15 protein-coding genes are annotated in these 13,961 nt (G+C 70.6%); 9 read left to right on the forward strand and 6 right to left on the reverse strand.

Translation table 11 applies throughout. The annotated features are described in order from the left end of the window. Positions 1–2: 2 nt before the first annotated feature. The 3 genes from GT347_RS11700 to GT347_RS11710 are packed head-to-tail and all read right to left on the reverse strand — an operon-like array spanning position 3 to position 3,476. Positions 3–1,124: a DSD1 family PLP-dependent enzyme gene (locus tag GT347_RS11700; protein ID WP_160552120.1), complete on the reverse strand. Its 1,122-nt coding sequence runs from the start codon at positions 1,122–1,124 to the stop codon at positions 3–5. Further along, a complete protein-coding gene (locus GT347_RS11705) occupies positions 1,121–2,092 on the reverse strand; it encodes a Bug family tripartite tricarboxylate transporter substrate binding protein (RefSeq protein WP_160552121.1) in 972 nt (323 codons plus the stop codon). Before GT347_RS11705 ends, GT347_RS11700 begins: the two co-directional genes overlap by 4 nt. Positions 2,093–2,126: 34 nt before the next feature. Beyond that, positions 2,127–3,476: a D-serine ammonia-lyase gene (locus tag GT347_RS11710; RefSeq protein ID WP_160552122.1), complete on the reverse strand. Its 1,350-nt coding sequence runs from the start codon at positions 3,474–3,476 to the stop codon at positions 2,127–2,129. A gap of 98 nt (positions 3,477–3,574) precedes the next feature. On the opposite strand from GT347_RS11710, the gene GT347_RS11715 reads away from it, so the two are divergent. The 3 genes from GT347_RS11715 (at position 3,575) to GT347_RS11725 (ending at position 6,308) form a co-directional block, all read left to right on the forward strand. Further along, positions 3,575–4,540: a LysR substrate-binding domain-containing protein gene (locus GT347_RS11715; RefSeq protein WP_160552123.1), complete on the forward strand. Its 966-nt coding sequence runs from the start codon at positions 3,575–3,577 to the stop codon at positions 4,538–4,540. A 101-nt stretch (positions 4,541–4,641) separates the two neighbouring features. Next, positions 4,642–5,103, forward strand: a complete 462-nt coding sequence (locus GT347_RS11720) for a MarR family winged helix-turn-helix transcriptional regulator (protein WP_160552124.1) — start codon at positions 4,642–4,644, stop codon at positions 5,101–5,103. Further along, positions 5,100–6,308, forward strand: a complete 1,209-nt coding sequence (locus tag GT347_RS11725; protein ID WP_160552125.1) for a multidrug effflux MFS transporter — start codon at positions 5,100–5,102, stop codon at positions 6,306–6,308. The genes GT347_RS11720 and GT347_RS11725 overlap by 4 nt, the downstream gene beginning before the upstream one ends. A gap of 60 nt (positions 6,309–6,368) precedes the next feature. On the opposite strand, the gene GT347_RS11730 is transcribed toward GT347_RS11725, so the two are convergent. Further along, the gene (locus tag GT347_RS11730) at positions 6,369–6,755 is read right to left on the reverse strand and encodes a hypothetical protein (protein ID WP_160552126.1); all 387 of its coding nucleotides are present in this window, start codon (positions 6,753–6,755) and stop codon (positions 6,369–6,371) included. A 274-nt stretch (positions 6,756–7,029) separates the two neighbouring features. Between GT347_RS11730 and GT347_RS11735 the strand changes: the two genes are divergently transcribed. Beyond that, positions 7,030–8,061 carry a LacI family DNA-binding transcriptional regulator gene (locus GT347_RS11735; protein ID WP_229722844.1) on the forward strand — a complete coding sequence of 344 codons (1,032 nt, stop codon included), beginning with the start codon at positions 7,030–7,032 and terminating at the stop codon, positions 8,059–8,061. Between the two features lie 14 nt (positions 8,062–8,075). Here the strand turns inward: GT347_RS11735 and GT347_RS11740 are convergent, their stop codons facing one another. Further along, on the reverse strand, positions 8,076–8,366 hold the full coding sequence (locus GT347_RS11740; RefSeq protein ID WP_160552128.1) for a GNAT family N-acetyltransferase: 291 nt from the start codon (positions 8,364–8,366) through the stop codon (positions 8,076–8,078). Between the two features lie 101 nt (positions 8,367–8,467). On the opposite strand from GT347_RS11740, the gene GT347_RS11745 reads away from it, so the two are divergent. From GT347_RS11745 to GT347_RS11755, 3 genes are all read left to right on the forward strand, one after another. Then, the gene (locus GT347_RS11745) at positions 8,468–8,962 is read left to right on the forward strand and encodes a MarR family winged helix-turn-helix transcriptional regulator (RefSeq protein WP_160552129.1); all 495 of its coding nucleotides are present in this window, start codon (positions 8,468–8,470) and stop codon (positions 8,960–8,962) included. Between the two features lie 66 nt (positions 8,963–9,028). Next, entirely contained in the window at positions 9,029–9,451 is a 423-nt protein-coding gene (locus tag GT347_RS11750; RefSeq protein ID WP_160555313.1) for an organic hydroperoxide resistance protein, read from the forward strand. A gap of 71 nt (positions 9,452–9,522) precedes the next feature. Beyond that, positions 9,523–10,626, forward strand: a complete 1,104-nt coding sequence (locus GT347_RS11755; protein WP_160552130.1) for a serine/threonine protein kinase — start codon at positions 9,523–9,525, stop codon at positions 10,624–10,626. Positions 10,627–10,633: 7 nt separating this feature from the next. Here the strand turns inward: GT347_RS11755 and GT347_RS11760 are convergent, their stop codons facing one another. After that, positions 10,634–12,304, reverse strand: coding sequence for a Na+/H+ antiporter (locus GT347_RS11760; RefSeq protein WP_160552131.1), 1,671 nt, complete (start codon positions 12,302–12,304; stop codon positions 10,634–10,636). A 171-nt stretch (positions 12,305–12,475) separates the two neighbouring features. Here GT347_RS11760 and GT347_RS11765 point away from each other — a divergent pair, with 171 nt between their 5' ends. Both GT347_RS11765 and GT347_RS11770 read left to right on the forward strand, forming a co-directional pair. Then, complete coding sequence (locus GT347_RS11765) at positions 12,476–13,330, forward strand: hypothetical protein (RefSeq protein ID WP_160552132.1); 855 nt, start codon at positions 12,476–12,478, stop codon at positions 13,328–13,330. Beyond that, complete coding sequence (locus GT347_RS11770; protein WP_160552133.1) at positions 13,327–13,953, forward strand: hypothetical protein; 627 nt, start codon at positions 13,327–13,329, stop codon at positions 13,951–13,953. Before GT347_RS11765 ends, GT347_RS11770 begins: the two co-directional genes overlap by 4 nt. Positions 13,954–13,961: the final 8 nt, after the last annotated feature.

Raw genomic sequence — 13,961 nt, forward strand, 5'->3', positions numbered from 1 at the left:
AGTCAGCGGCTGAGGCCGCGCGAGGATACCGGCCACAGCGCTTCGACCACGCCGGCGCGCAGGCAGACGATCTGGTCGTGCAGGTTGATGGTGGGGTCGCAGTGGCCGGGCACCAGCAGCAGTTGCTGGCCCAGCGCGGGCAGCGGGCCGTCGATGGCATGCACCACGCCGTGTTCGTCGCTGGCCTGGTGGTAGCGCAGCCGGCCGGGCGGCCAGATGCCGGGCAGGCCGGAGTCGGTGGTCAGGGACTTGAGGCCGGCATCGACCACCGCATGGCCCTTCGCGGCGGTGCTCATCACCGTGCAGGCCAGGAACATCGCATGCTCGAAACGCAGCGTGTCGGTGTATTCGTTGTCGCCGTAGTCGCGGTCCATGAAGGCATAGGAGCCGGCCTGGATCTCGGTGAAGACACCGCTGGCGAAGTCGAATTCGGCGCTGCCGCTGCCGCCGCCGGTGACGGTCCCGCAGCGCACGCCGCGGGCTTCCAGCGCCAGCACCACTTCTCCCGCGCGGGCGGCGGCGCGGGCCGAGCGCTCGCGCCGCTCCGCGTGGGAACGCAGGTGCTGCAGCGTGCCGTGATAGGCCTGCAGGCCGCGGAATTCCAGTTGCGGATGGCGGGCGATGCGGTCGAGCAGCGGCAACACGCCCTCGATGCCGGTCACGCCGCAGCGGCCATGGCCGATGTCGATCTCCACGAACACGCCGAGGCGGCTGCCGGCCTGTGCCGCGGCCTGGCCGAGCATGTCGACCTGGACGATGTCGTCCACGCACACGCTCATGCGCGCCACCAGCGCCGCCTGCGCCAGCAAGGCGGCCTTGGGCAGCGAGGCGATCTCGTTGCTGATGTGGATGTCGGCGACACCCGCTTCGATGAAGGGCAGCGCCTCGCTGACCTTCTGGCAGCAGATGCCGACCGCGCCGCGGGCGATCTGCGCCAGGGCCACGGCAGGGGTCTTGTGGGCCTTGCCGTGGGGGCGCAGCTTGACGCCGGCGGCGTCGGCGGCGGCCTGGAGGCGGTCGAGGTTGCGTTCGAAGGCGTCCAGGTCCAGGACCAGCGCGGGGGTGTCGATGGCCGCCAGCGGCTGGCCGGCGGAGGCGATGGGGGGCAGCGTCAGGTGTTTCATTCGGCCCGGATGTTGGCACGCAGGGCGATGGCGCGCATCAGCGGCAGTTCCTTCTCGATCAGGCTGGCGGTGGCCGCGCCGTTCTGCCAGCCGGGTTCCAGGCCGGCGCCTATGAGCTTCTCGCGCACTTCGGGGTCGGCCACCGTGTCCTGCAGGGCCTTTTCCAGGCGGGCCTTGACGGCCGGCGGCAGGCCGTGGGGCGCGACCACGGCGATCCAGGTGTCGGCATCCAGGTCGAAGCCGCTCTCGGCGAAGGTGGGCACGTTGGGCAGCAGGGCCGAGCGCTTGGCCGTGGTCACGGCGATGGCCTTGATCTTGCCGCTCTTCAGCTGCGGGATGGCGGCGGAGACGGTGTCCACCGAGAAGGGGATCTGGCCGCCCATCAGGTCGGTCATGGCCGGCGCGCTGCCCTTGTAGGGCACATGGACCATCTTCGTTCCGGTGGCGCGCAGCATCAACTCGCCGGTGAACTGGGCGGTGGTGCCGGTGCCGAAGGAGCCGTAGGAGTACTTGTCGGGGTTGGCCTTGACCAGCTCGACGTACTGCTTGGGCGTGCTGGCCGGCACGTCCTTGTTGGCCAGCAGGATCAGGCCGGTGCGGGCCACCAGGCCGATCGGCTCGAAGCTCTTGAGCGGGTCGTAGGAAAGCTTGGGCTGCAGCGCCGGGTTGACGGTGAAGGTGGTGCCCGAGCTGATCAGCAGGGTGTAGCCGTCCGGCGCGGCCTTGGCGGTGTAGGTGGCGCCGATGATGGTGCCGGCGCCGGCGCGGTTGTCGACGATCACCGGCTGGCCGAGCTTGTCGCCCAGGGTCTTGCCGATCAGGCGGCCGACCACGTCGGTGGCGCCACCGGGCGGGAAGGGAATCACCAGGGTGACCGGGCGCGAGGGGAAAGGCGCCTCGGCCCAGGCGGTGGAGGCCAGGGCGGCGGTGGCGGCGAAAGCGCAGGCGAGCAGGGTGCGGGTTTTCATGATGGGCAATCGAGGAGGACGGACGGGATTCGGATCAGGCGGTCTGCGCCATGGCGGCGCCACGGGCGTGGAAACGGGCGTATTCCTCCTCGGGCACGAAGAGGCCGCCGGTGGTCCAGGCGATGTGGGTGGCGGCTGCCATGTGGGTGTCCAGGCCATGGCGGCGCAGGTAGGCGCGGCCGGCCTCGCTGCCCAGCAGCATGGCGGGGCCGGCCAGGCCGGCGGCAGCCGAGGGCTCGATGCGCAGGCCTTCGGTGGCGGCGGCGGTGTGCAGGTCGCGGAACAGGGTGTCGTCTTCCACCGTGTAGACACCGCCGATGAAGGGCTTCACCACTTCGGCCGCCAGTTCGGAGGCACGCGGCACGGCCAGGCCGTCGGCCTCGGTGCGGTTGTCCTGGCCCACGTCGTAGACCGAGGGATGGGCGCCCAGGTGCGCCAGCAGCGGCGTGCCGGCCAGCATCTCCACCAGGAAGCAGGGCGAGCGGGTGGGCTCGGCGAAGAAGCAATGCACATGCGGGCCGTAGATCTGCGCCAGGCCGAAGGCGATGCCGCCCGGGGCGCCGCCCACGCCGCAGGGCAGGTAGACGAAGAGCGGGTGTTCGGCATCGACCGGGCGGCCGAGCGCGGCGAGCTGGCGCGCCAGGTGCGGCGCGGCGGCGGCGTAGCCCAGCAGCAGGGAGAGGGACTGCTCGTCGTCCACGAAATGGCATTGCGGATCGGCATCGGCCGCGCGGCGGCCGGCGGCCACGGCCTGGGCGTAGTCGCCGGCATGTTCCACCACTTCCACGCCGCGGCGGCGCAGGCGGTCCTTCTTCCACTGCTTGGCGTCGGACGACATGTGCACCACCGCCTGGAAACCCAGCGCCGAGGCCATCACGCCGATGGCCAGGCCCAGGTTGCCGGTGGAGCCCACCGCCACCTTGTAGCGGCCGAAGGCCAGGCGCGCCGAGGGGGTGGCGAGCAGGCGGTAGTCGCTGGCCTGGCCCTCTGGAAGCAGGCCGTTTTGCAGGGCGACGGACTCGGCGTACTCCAGCACCTCGTGGATGCCGCCACGCGCCTTGATCGATCCGGCCACCGGCAGGGCATGGTCGGCCTTCACCAGCAGCAGGCCCTGCGCGGTGGGCAGTTCCAGTGCCTGTTGCAGCCGGGGTACCGGCAGCAGGCTGGATTCGATGGTGCCTGCGCTGTCTTCCAGTTCCGGGAAGAGCCGCGCCAGCAGGGGCGCAAAACGGGCGAGCCGGGCCACGCTGCCGTCCACATCAGCATTGCTAATGCCGTTGAAGGCCGGGCCGGCAGCGCCGGAGCGATCGGCCCCGGAGGCCCACAGCACCGGCTGGCCGGCCTGCAGAGCGGAGAGAGTCAGGGGAGATGGGGACGGGGTCATGGTGGACAGACGGATCGGATGGACCGATTGTTCGCCCGCCGGGGCCCCGGCACAAAGCATTTATAGTTCGCCGGGTATTAGTCTTACTGATCCGCCTCATGCAAATCCGCCTCACACCGTCGCTGCTTGCATGGTTACGGTGCTTCGAAGCCACCACACGGTGCCGAAGCTTCACCAAGGCCGCATCGGAACTGTGCATCACCCAGGGCGCGGTGAGCCAGCAGGTCAAGCAGCTGGAGGAATTCCTGCAGCGCCCGCTGCTGCTGCGCACGCCGCGTGCCCTCATGCCCACGCCGGAGGGCCAGTGGCTGGCGGTGGTGCTGGGCGAATCCTTCCAGGCGATCGAGGGCACGCTCGGCCAGCTGCGGGTGGTGCAGGACGACCGGCCCACCACGCTCAGCTGCGCGCCCTCCTTCGCCATGGGCTGGCTCACGCCGCGGCTGGGCGATCTGTTCCGCGCCCATCCCCAGGTCGGCCTGCGGGTGGTGGGCGAGTTCCATGCGCTGGACCGGGAACGCATGGAGAGCGAGCACATGGCCGCCGCCATCCGCTTCGACCTGGGCGATTACCACGACCTGCTGGCCACCGAGTTCCTCGACGAATGGCTGCTGCCGGTGGCCAGCCCCGGCTTTTTGGCGGCGCATCCCGCCCTGCGCGGCCCGCAGGACCTGCGCGCCGAGGACCTGCTGCACGACACCAGCGCCTGGCATGGCGCCAGCACCTTCGAGGAATGGCAGTGGTGGCTCCAGCAGAGCGGCGCCGACACGCCGCAACTGGGCGAGATGGCGGCGGGCCACCATTTCAACCTGTCGCAGATGGCGCTGGGCGCGGCGCTGGCCGGCCAGGGCATCGCCATGGGCCGGGCGGCGCTGGTGCTGGACGAGCTGGCCGCCGGCCGGCTGGTGATGCCCTTCGGCCGGCCGGTGCGTTCGCGGGCCTCCTATTACTTCGTCACCCGCATGGCGCCCTCGCCGCGGACCACGCTGGTGCAGACCTGGATCGCGGCCGAAGCGGCGCGTTTCCGGCAGCAGCGCGATGCCCTGCTCGGCCTGGATACCGCCTGAGCGTCCGAGCAGGGTGCGCGGGTATTCCCGGATCTTTCGAAGGAGGAAAAATAGATGACATACCATCTATTGACTTGTCACCCAGTCTGCCTCCCGACCCGATGGACCATCCCCAGGAACACGACATGCGGCGCTTCTCCGCGCTGCTTTCGCAGAACGCGCGCCAGTGGCGCAAATCGATCAACGAGGAACTGCGCCCGCTCGGCCTGACCGAGGCCACCTGGCTGCCGCTGCTGCACCTGGCGCGTGCCGAGGGGCCGATGCTGCAGAAGGAACTGGCCCAGGCGATGACACTGGACAGCTCCTCCGTCGTGCGCCTGCTCGACGGCCTGGAAGCCGCCGGCCTGGCCGAACGCACCGTCGCCGACGACCGCCGCGCCAAGGCGATCCGCCCGACCGCCGCCGGCCGCGCGGTGGTGGCACAAGTCGAGCAGGTGGTGGACGACGCGCGGCGGCGCTGCCTGTCGGAGGTCAGCGCCGGGGAACTGGCCGTGGCCCTGCAGGTGCTGGAGAAGGTCGCCGCCGCTTTGTCGCCGGTGCCGCTGCAGGAGCTGGCGGCATGAGCGCGGTCCCTTCCGTGGCGGCGAGCCGCCCGCTGGTCCCCGTCTGGCTGCTGGTGCTGATCACCCTCAGCGGCACGCTGGGCATGCATATGTTCGTGCCGGCCCTGCCGCAGGCGGCGCTCGACCTGGGCACCGGCACGGCGGCGATGCAGATGACGATCAGCCTCTACATCGCCGGCCTGGCGGTGGGGCAGCTGATCTACGGGCCGCTGTCCGATGCCTTTGGCCGCCGGCCGATGCTGCTGGGCGCGCTGGCGCTCTACACCGCGGCGGGGGTGATCGCTGCGCTGTCCACCGGCATCCATGCGCTGATCGCCGCCCGGCTGCTGCAGGCCCTCGGCGGCAGCGCCGGCCTGGTGCTGGGCCGGGCCATCGTGCGCGACACGGTTCGCAGCGACGACGCGGTCAGGAAACTTGCGCTGCTCAACCTGATGATGGTGATCGGCCCGGGGCTGGCGCCCATCGTCGGCGGCCTGGTCGCCACCCATACCGGCTGGCGCAGCATCTTCCTGCTGCTGGCGCTCACCGGCGCGGTGGCCTGGGGCTGCGCCGCCAAGCTGCTGCCCGAGACCGGCCACCCCACCGGCCGGCTCAGCCCGCGCAGCCTGGCGCGCGACTACCGCGAGCTGCTGGCCTCGCCGCGGTTCCTGGGTTTCGCCATCGGCGGCGGCTGCTCGACCACGGCCTTCTATGCCTTCCTGGCGGCGGCGCCCTTCATCTTCGCCGGCCAGTTGCACCGGCCGCCGGCCGAGCTGGGCTTTTGCCTGGCGCTGCTGATGATCGGTTTTTCGGTCGGCAATGCCAGCACCAGCCGGCTGGTGCGTTTCATGGCGCCGGAGCGGGTGCTGATGGCGGGCAATCTGCTCAGCGTGGCCTGCGCGGCCCTGCTGCTGGCGCTGGCGGGCAGCGCCTGGCTGTCGGTCGGGCCGGTGATGCTGCTGATGTTCCTGTTCACCGTGGGCGCCGGCTCCTGCAGCCCGGTGGCGCTGGCCCGCGCGATCAGCGTGGACCCGCGCCTGACCGGCTCGGCCGCCGGGCTCTATGGCTGCGCGCAGATGGTGGTGGGCGCGATCAGCACCGCGCTGGTCAGCCTGGGCAGCGATCCGGCGATCTCGGCCGCCGCGGTGCTCACGCTGATGGCGGTGGTGGCGCGGGTCGGCTTCGTGGTGGGTGTGCGGCATCACAAGCCGCTGGCAGCGGCCTGATCCGGCCGTACCAAAAGCAAACGGCCGCTGAGGCGGCCGTGGCTGGGAGTGGGTGAAGGCTCAGTGGGCCGCGCTGGTGCGCTGCGTCGAACGCTGCAGCTTGCCATGGGGCACGGTGGCCAGGCGCTTGAACATGCGGCGGCAGTAGCCGGAGATGGCCAGGCAGTTGTTGATCTCGTCGACCGGCAGCGGGCCCGACACCACCACCAGGTCGTTGGCCGCGGCCTGGTTGCCGGCCGCGCGCAGGCGGCGCCGGTGGCCCAGCGCCCAGTTCAGGATGCGCTGCGGCGTGCCGTGCTGGTGCAGCGCGCCGGTGCTCACGTCGAAGGCCAGCGCCACGTCCTCGGTCTTGAGCCGGAAGCGCCGTTCGCCCGTGACGGCACTGAGCGGGTCGCTCAGGTCGTACAGGTAATAGCTGCCGGATTTGAGCTCGTACTGAAGGCTCATGTGGAAAACTCCTAGGGCCGGATTGTCGTCCGCGAATCGCCTGGGGCGGCTGCGAAGTAGCATGCCAACAGCGCCTTGTTTGCAGACTATCCTGGCGCTTGTGCCGCGAAAACGTGCATTTGCCGCGTCAAATTGTAGGCATGCGTCCCTGACCGGAGGCACCACCATAATCCAGGCAGGGCAAATCGCATGGGTCCGATCGGCCTGCCCGGCCGGCTCCGGGCCCTGCATATTTCGTGTACTCCCCCTCCATAGAGACGGCTTTTCCATTCCAGTGACCGACACCCCGGCAGGCAACCGTGGCGCGCGACGCGGCAGCGGCGGCATCACCCTCGACGATGTGGCCCGGCTGGCGGGCGTGTCGGCGATCACCGTGTCGCGCGCGCTCAACACGCCCGAGCGGGTGTCGCCCGACACCCGCGAGAAGGTGCGGCTGGCGGTGGAACACACCGGCTACGTGCCCAACCTGCTGGCCGGCGGCCTGGCCTCCAACCGCAGCCGGCTGGTGGCGGCGCTGGTGCCGACCATCGCAGGCCCGGTCTTCCTGGAAACCATCGAAGCCCTGACCGACGCCCTGGCGCGGCGCGGCTACCAGCTGATGCTGGGCCAGAGCGGCTACGGCGAATCGCGCGAGGACGCGCTGATCGACGCCATCGTCGGCCGCCGGCCGGACGGCATCGTGCTGACCGGCATCATGCGTTCGGAAGGCGGCCGGCGCCGGCTGCTGGCCTCGGGCATCCCGGTGGTCGAGACCTGGGACCTGACGCCCACGCCGGTCGACATGCTGGTGGGTTTCTCGCACGAGCAGGTGGGCGAGGTGGCGGCGCGTTTCCTGATGGACAAGGGCTACCGCCGGCCGGCGGTGGTCACCGGCGACGACCACCGCGCCATCCAGCGGCGCACGGGTTTCGAGCGTGCCTTCGCCGAGCGTGGCATCCACGGCGTGCCGGTCTTCACCGTGCCGGCGCCGACGACGCTGGGCAGCGGACGCGAGGCCCTGCGCGCCCTGCGGCTGGCGCATCCGGAGCTGGACGTGCTGGCCTGCAGCTCGGATGTACTGGCCCATGGCGCCATCGTGGAGGCCCATGCAGAAGGCCTGTCGGTGCCGCGCGATATCGCGGTGATGGGTTTCGGCGACCTGGCCTTCGCGCGCGACGCGCATCCGGCGATCACCACCGTGCGCATCGACGGCACCGGCATCGGCCGGCAGGCCGCGGCCTTCATCGCCGACCGGGCCGAGGGCCGGGCTTTCGGCCAGAAGGTGGTGGATATCGGCTTCTCGCTGGTCGAGCGCGCCAGCGCCTGAACCGGCGCCCGGCCTCAGGCCACCAGGTCGGCGTATTGCGGATGCCGGGCGATATAGGCCGCGATGAAGCGGCAGGCCGGCACCACCTTCAGGCCGCGCGAGCGGGCGTCGTCGAGCACCCGCAGCGCCAGGGCCGAGCCCACGCCCTGCCCTTCGAATTCGGGCTGCACCACGGTGTGGGTGAAGGTCACCACGCCATCGCCCGGCTCGTATTCGCAGAAGCCCGCCAGCGCGCCATCGAGCCGGGCCTCGTAGCGATGCAGCGGGCGGTTGTCGGAAATGGAGACGGCGGGGGCTTCGGACATGGGCGTTGGGAAGAAGGCATGCAGAAGCCATAGAGCCTAAGCCAGTTCGGATTCGCAAATTTGTATTGCACACAATTCAATTGCGAATTACATTTCAACCCATGGTCACGAAGACACCCGCCCCCAGCAACCCGGCCCAGCCCACGGCCGAGGACTTCCTGCGCCTCGACGGCCAGGTATGCTTCGCCCTGTACTCGGCCTCGCTGGCCATGACCAAGGTCTACCAGCCGCTGCTGGTCGAGCTGGGCCTGACCTATCCGCAATACCTGGTGATGCTCATCCTGTGGGAGGACGAAGGCATCACCGTGTCATCCATCGGCGAGCGCCTGTTCCTCGATTCCGGCACCCTCACCCCGCTGCTCAAGCGCATGCAGGCCGCCGGCCTGGTCACCCGCACCCGCGACAGCACCGACGAGCGCCGGGTGCTGATCGGCCTGACCGACGCCGGCCGCGCCCTGCGCCAGCAGGCCCTGGCGATTCCGCCCTGCATCCTGGAGAGCACCGGCTGCAGCATCCCCGAACTGGGCGAGCTGGTGGCCCGGCTCAATGCCCTGCGCGGCCAGCTCGCGGCGGCCGTGCCCGGCGCGTCGCCCTGACCGCCCTTTTTTTTTCGTCCCCCGCCTCACCCGAGGTTCTCTTTCAAAGGAAGCACCATGACCATCATCAAGCTCGACAAGGTTCTCTACACCGCCCACGCCACCTCCACCGGCGGCCGCGACGGCGCCTCGCGCTCGGACGACGGCCTGCTGGACGTCAAGCTGGCACCGCCCAAGGAACTCGGCGGCGCCGGCGGCGCGACCAACCCCGAGCAGCTCTTCGCCGCCGGCTACTCGGCCTGCTTCCTGGGTGCGCTCAAGCACGTGGCCGGCGTCGAGAAGGTGAAGATCCCGGCGGATGCCTCCATCGACGCCAGCGTCGGCATCGGCCCGATCCCGCAAGGCTTCGGCATCCAGGCCGCGCTGACCATCCACCTGCCCGGCCTGGAAAAGAGCGTGGCCGAGTCGCTGGTGGAGAAGGCCCACCAGGTCTGCCCGTACTCCAACGCCACCCGCGGCAACATCGAAGTGACGCTGACGGTCGCCTGAGCGTCCGGCTGCCAATGAAGCGGGGCCTGCGGGTCCCGTTTTTCATGGCGCGGGCGGGGCCACAATGCCGGATGCCCCAGCCTTTCGCCTCCCCCTCCTCCGCCGCCCCGGGCGACACCCTCCACCCCTACGCCACCCTGGGGCCGGACACGGTGCTCGACGCCCTGGCCTCGCTCGGCCTGCAGGGCGAGGGCCAGATCATGGCCCTGTCCTCCTACGAGAACCGGGTCTACCAGGTGCGCCTGGAGGACGGCAGCCAGGTCATCGCCAAGTTCTACCGGCCCGGGCGCTGGAGCGATGCGCAGATCGCCGAGGAACACGCCTTCTCCGCCGAGCTGAGCGCCGCCGAGGTGCCCGCCGTGGCGCCGCTGCTGCTGGGCGGCAGCACCCTGCACCACTTCGCCGGTTTCTCCTTCAGCGTGAGCCCGCGCCGCGGCGGCCGCTCGCCGGAGCTGGACGACGACGAGGTGCTGGAATGGACCGGCCGCTTCCTGGCCCGCCTGCACACCGTGGGCGCCGCGCGGCCCTTCGCCACCCGGCCGGCGCTGGACATCCAGAGCTTCGGCTTCGAGCCGCGCGACTGGCTGCTGCAGCACCAGGGCTTGCCGCTGGACGTGCAGAGCGAATGGCAGGACGCCTGCCGCGAGGCGCTGGATGCGGTGGCGGCCAGCGGGCTGTCTTCCGTGACGCCGCGCTCCACCGCCATCGACGAGGACGAAGACGAGTACAGCGACGGCCCGCCCGACCAGCCCCTGCCGATGGCCGCGATCCGCCTGCATGGCGACTGCCACCCGGGCAACATCCTCTGGACGCCCGCCGAATCCCCCGGCGGCGGCCCCCATTTCGTGGACCTGGACGACGCCCGCACCGGCCCCGCCATCCAGGACCTGTGGATGCTGGCCTCGGGCGACCGCCGCCAGCGCACCGGGCAGATGGCGGTGCTGATCGACGGCTACGAGCAGGTGCGCCGCTTCGACCGCCGCGAGTTGGCCCTGATCGAGCCGCTGCGCACCCTGCGCCTGCTGCACTACAGCGCCTGGCTGGCGCGGCGCTGGGACGACCCGGCCTTTCCCGCCGCCTTTCCCTGGTTCGGCAGCAGCGACTACTGGCGCGGCCAGGCGCGCACCCTGCGCGACCAGGTCGAGGCCATGGCGGAGCCGCCGCTGGTGATCTGACGCCGCCTCAATGCGTGTTGCGCACCGCCGCCTCGACCAGGTCGAGTTCGTGGGTGAGCAGGCGCAGGGTCTCGTCGTTGATGCGGTGACGCAGGCGCAGCCGGGCCAGTTCGTGGCGCTCGGCCTGCAGGATCTCCAGCCGCAGGCGCAGTTCCAGGGCGATCAGCTGGCGCGATTGGCTGCGGCCGTCGGCATCGGCGGCCGGGCCGTCCTGGCGCAGGCGGTGGCGGTAGCCGTGGTCGATGCGCTCGCAGATGTCGCGGTGCATGTCCGCTGGGCCCTGCGGCGGCGCCTGCGCGGCCAATGCCGCCAGGGCGCGCAGGGCGGCGCGGGCGCTGCAGCGCCGGGCCCAGCGGATCTCGCGCCCGGCATGCGGATCGTGCAGGGCGCCGGCCGCCGGCAGCCGGCGCAGCAGCGGCGGCAGCGCCAGCGCCGCCAGGCCCATGGACAGCACGATCACCAGCCCGGACAGGAACACCATCAAGCCGCGCATCGGGAACGGACTGCCGTCGGCCATGGTGAGCGGCACGCCCAGCACCGCCACCAGCGTGATCGCGCCGCGCACCCCGCCGATGGCACCGATGGCCGCGGTGGCCAGCGACATCGGCGTGCCCGAGCTGCGCCGCCGCAGCCAGGGCACATGGCGGCGCAGCAGGCCGGCGCCCAGAAAACCGGCGAAGCGGATCGCCAGCAGCAGCAGCAGGATCGCCAGGCCGGTGCCCCAGAGCCGCAGCGCGGAAGGGCTGAGTGGTGAATCCAGCAGGTTGAGCTGGTCCGGCAGCGCATGCAGGATGCCGGTGAGCTGCAGCCCCAGCAGCAGGAAGACCAGGCCGTCGAAGACATAACGCACCACCTCCGCCGTGGCGCGGGTGCGCACCTGGCTGGCATTGAAGCCGCTGCGCCGCACCGCCAGCAGGCTGGCGCCCATGCCGGCGGCCACCGCCGCCAGCACGCCCGACAGGCCCCAGTGCTCGGCCAGCAGATAAGGGGCGAAGGGCATGAGCAGCATCAGCAGCACCGCCGGCAATTCGGTGCGGTGCTCGCGGCCGCGCAGCAGGGCCTGCAGCAGCAGGTCGGCCGCCAGGCTGAACAGCAGCCCGACGGCGATGCCGCCCGCGGCCACCCGCACGAAATCCGCCGCCGCGCCCAGCGCCGAGAAATGCTGCGCCAGGGCCGCCGCCAGCGCGAACTTCACCGCCACCAGCGCGGTGGCGTCGTTCATCAGCGACTCGCCTTCGAGGATGTTCTGCAGCCGCGCCGTCATGCGCTGGCCTTGCACCATGGCCGACACCGCCACCGCATCGGTCGGCGACAGCACGGCGGCCAGCAGGTAGGCCATGGGCGTGGGCAGCGAGGGCACCAGCCAGGCGATGCCCCATCCGCCGACCAGCACCGTGGCCAGCACCAGGCCCACCGACAGCATCAGCACCGGCAGCGACTGCGCGCCGAGTTCGCGCTTGGAGATCAGCCAGCCGTCGGCGAACAGCATCGGCGGGATGAACAGCAGCATGAACACCTGCGGGTCCAGCGCCAGGTGCACGCTCTGCTGCGGCCAGCCGCAGACGGCGCCGAGCGCCACCTGCAGGATGGGCAAGGGCACACGCGGCAGCCAGCGGGCGATGCAGCCGGCCACGGCGACCAGCGTGAGCAGGGCCAGGATGGTGATGAGCAGGGTCATGGGCTGGCACTCTAGGGGCGGCCGATGAGGCCAGCATGAAGCGCAGGTCAAGCGCAGGCCAAGCGCGGGTGAAGCGTGAGAGCTGCGCTCCGAGTTCTGACGCCGGTTTCACCGAAGCCGCGGCGGCCGCGGCCTAAAAACCCGCCTTCGCCCACCCTCCGCAGCCGTCCCATGCCCTCGATCAAGCCCCCTTGGCCAGGCCTCGCGCTGGCATTCCTGGCCCATGCCGCCTGCGCCGCGCCCAGCGGCAGCATCTCCACCATCTACGAGGGCGCCCTGCCCGCCGATGCCAAATGGCTGTGCACCGAGGACAGCCCGTGCGCCGTCACCGGCGTGAAGGAGGTCTGGTACGGCAGATACACCAACTGGCGCTACCGCCAGCTCACCGGCGGCTTTCGCTGCGGCAACGAACTCTTCACCGATCCGATCGGCGGCGTGAAGAAGGACTGCTTCGTGCGCGACACCACGGAAAGCACCCTGCTGCCGCCACGCCTGGCGGTGCTGCCGGTGACGATAGAGCTGAATGACCTGGCGACGGTCGAGGCCGGCCGCTACTCGGTGGATCTGGTGGTCGGCATGCAGCGCATCGCGCTGAAGGCGCCGCACTTCGAGGGCACGCTCGGCTCGCTCGGGCTGGCCACCGATCCGAGCATGACCCAGGACTATTTCCAGTTCAACATCGTCGACAGCAAGCCGCCCACGCGGCAATACAGCCTCTTCATCGCCGCCACGCAGGAGCGCTGCACCAGTTTCCGCAGGATGGGCGACGGCTCGATGGCGATGTCCATGGGCCGTTTCATGGACATCTATTCCATCATCACCGAGCCCGCCACCGGCTTCATCCCGCAGCGCTCGGAGATGCAGCGCCTGTGCACCAACGACCGCGGGCAGCTGGCTTTCTATCTGCACTCGCCCAGCATCGACGCCTTCCGGATCAAGGTGGTGAGCCATGGCATCGCGGGCAAGGCCAACGATGTGTTCGACCTCTACATCCCGACCGCGCTGAACGCGGTCTACACCCAGTGAACGCGCCGGCATCGCGCCGGCTGGCGCTGGCCGCCGCCCTGGCCGGACTGGGGAGCTTGGGCGCGGCGAGCGCCCAGGCGGCGGCACCGCTGCTCGACCCGACCGAACTGTCGATGGCGGTCATGCCGACCACCCTGATCGACAGCGGCGGCGGCGACAAATACACGCTCTACGCCGACACCGGCGAGCCCGATCTGACACCCGTCGTGAAGGCCGGCGAGATCCGCCTGAAGGTCGCGCCCGCGCCCATCCCCACACCGGGCCGCAGCCGTTTCGTGATGCGCATCTATGCGCAGGACCAGGCGGAGTCGGCGCTCAACATCTCCTTCGTGGTCACCCGGCAGCGCTGCATGCTGACCACCATCGACCTGGCCCTCAACCAGGGCAGCGAGATGGGGCGGGTGGTGGAGATCACGCCGCTGCTGCTGGTCGAGCCGCCGCTGAAGCTGCCGCGCATGGGCGACACCAGCCGCGTCTGCACCGGCGACGGGGCCTCGCTGGCCATCTACTTCTCCAGCCCGAGTTTCGACATGGTGCAGATGACCGCCATCACCCGCAACCATGCCAACCACAGCGCCGCCGCGCATTTCCTGATGCTGCCGCTGCCGACCAGCAAGTTCTAGGAGCCCTC

Origin of the sequence: Xylophilus rhododendri, from assembly GCF_009906855.1 — a bacterium.
Lineage (GTDB): Bacteria > Pseudomonadota > Gammaproteobacteria > Burkholderiales > Burkholderiaceae_C > Xylophilus > Xylophilus rhododendri.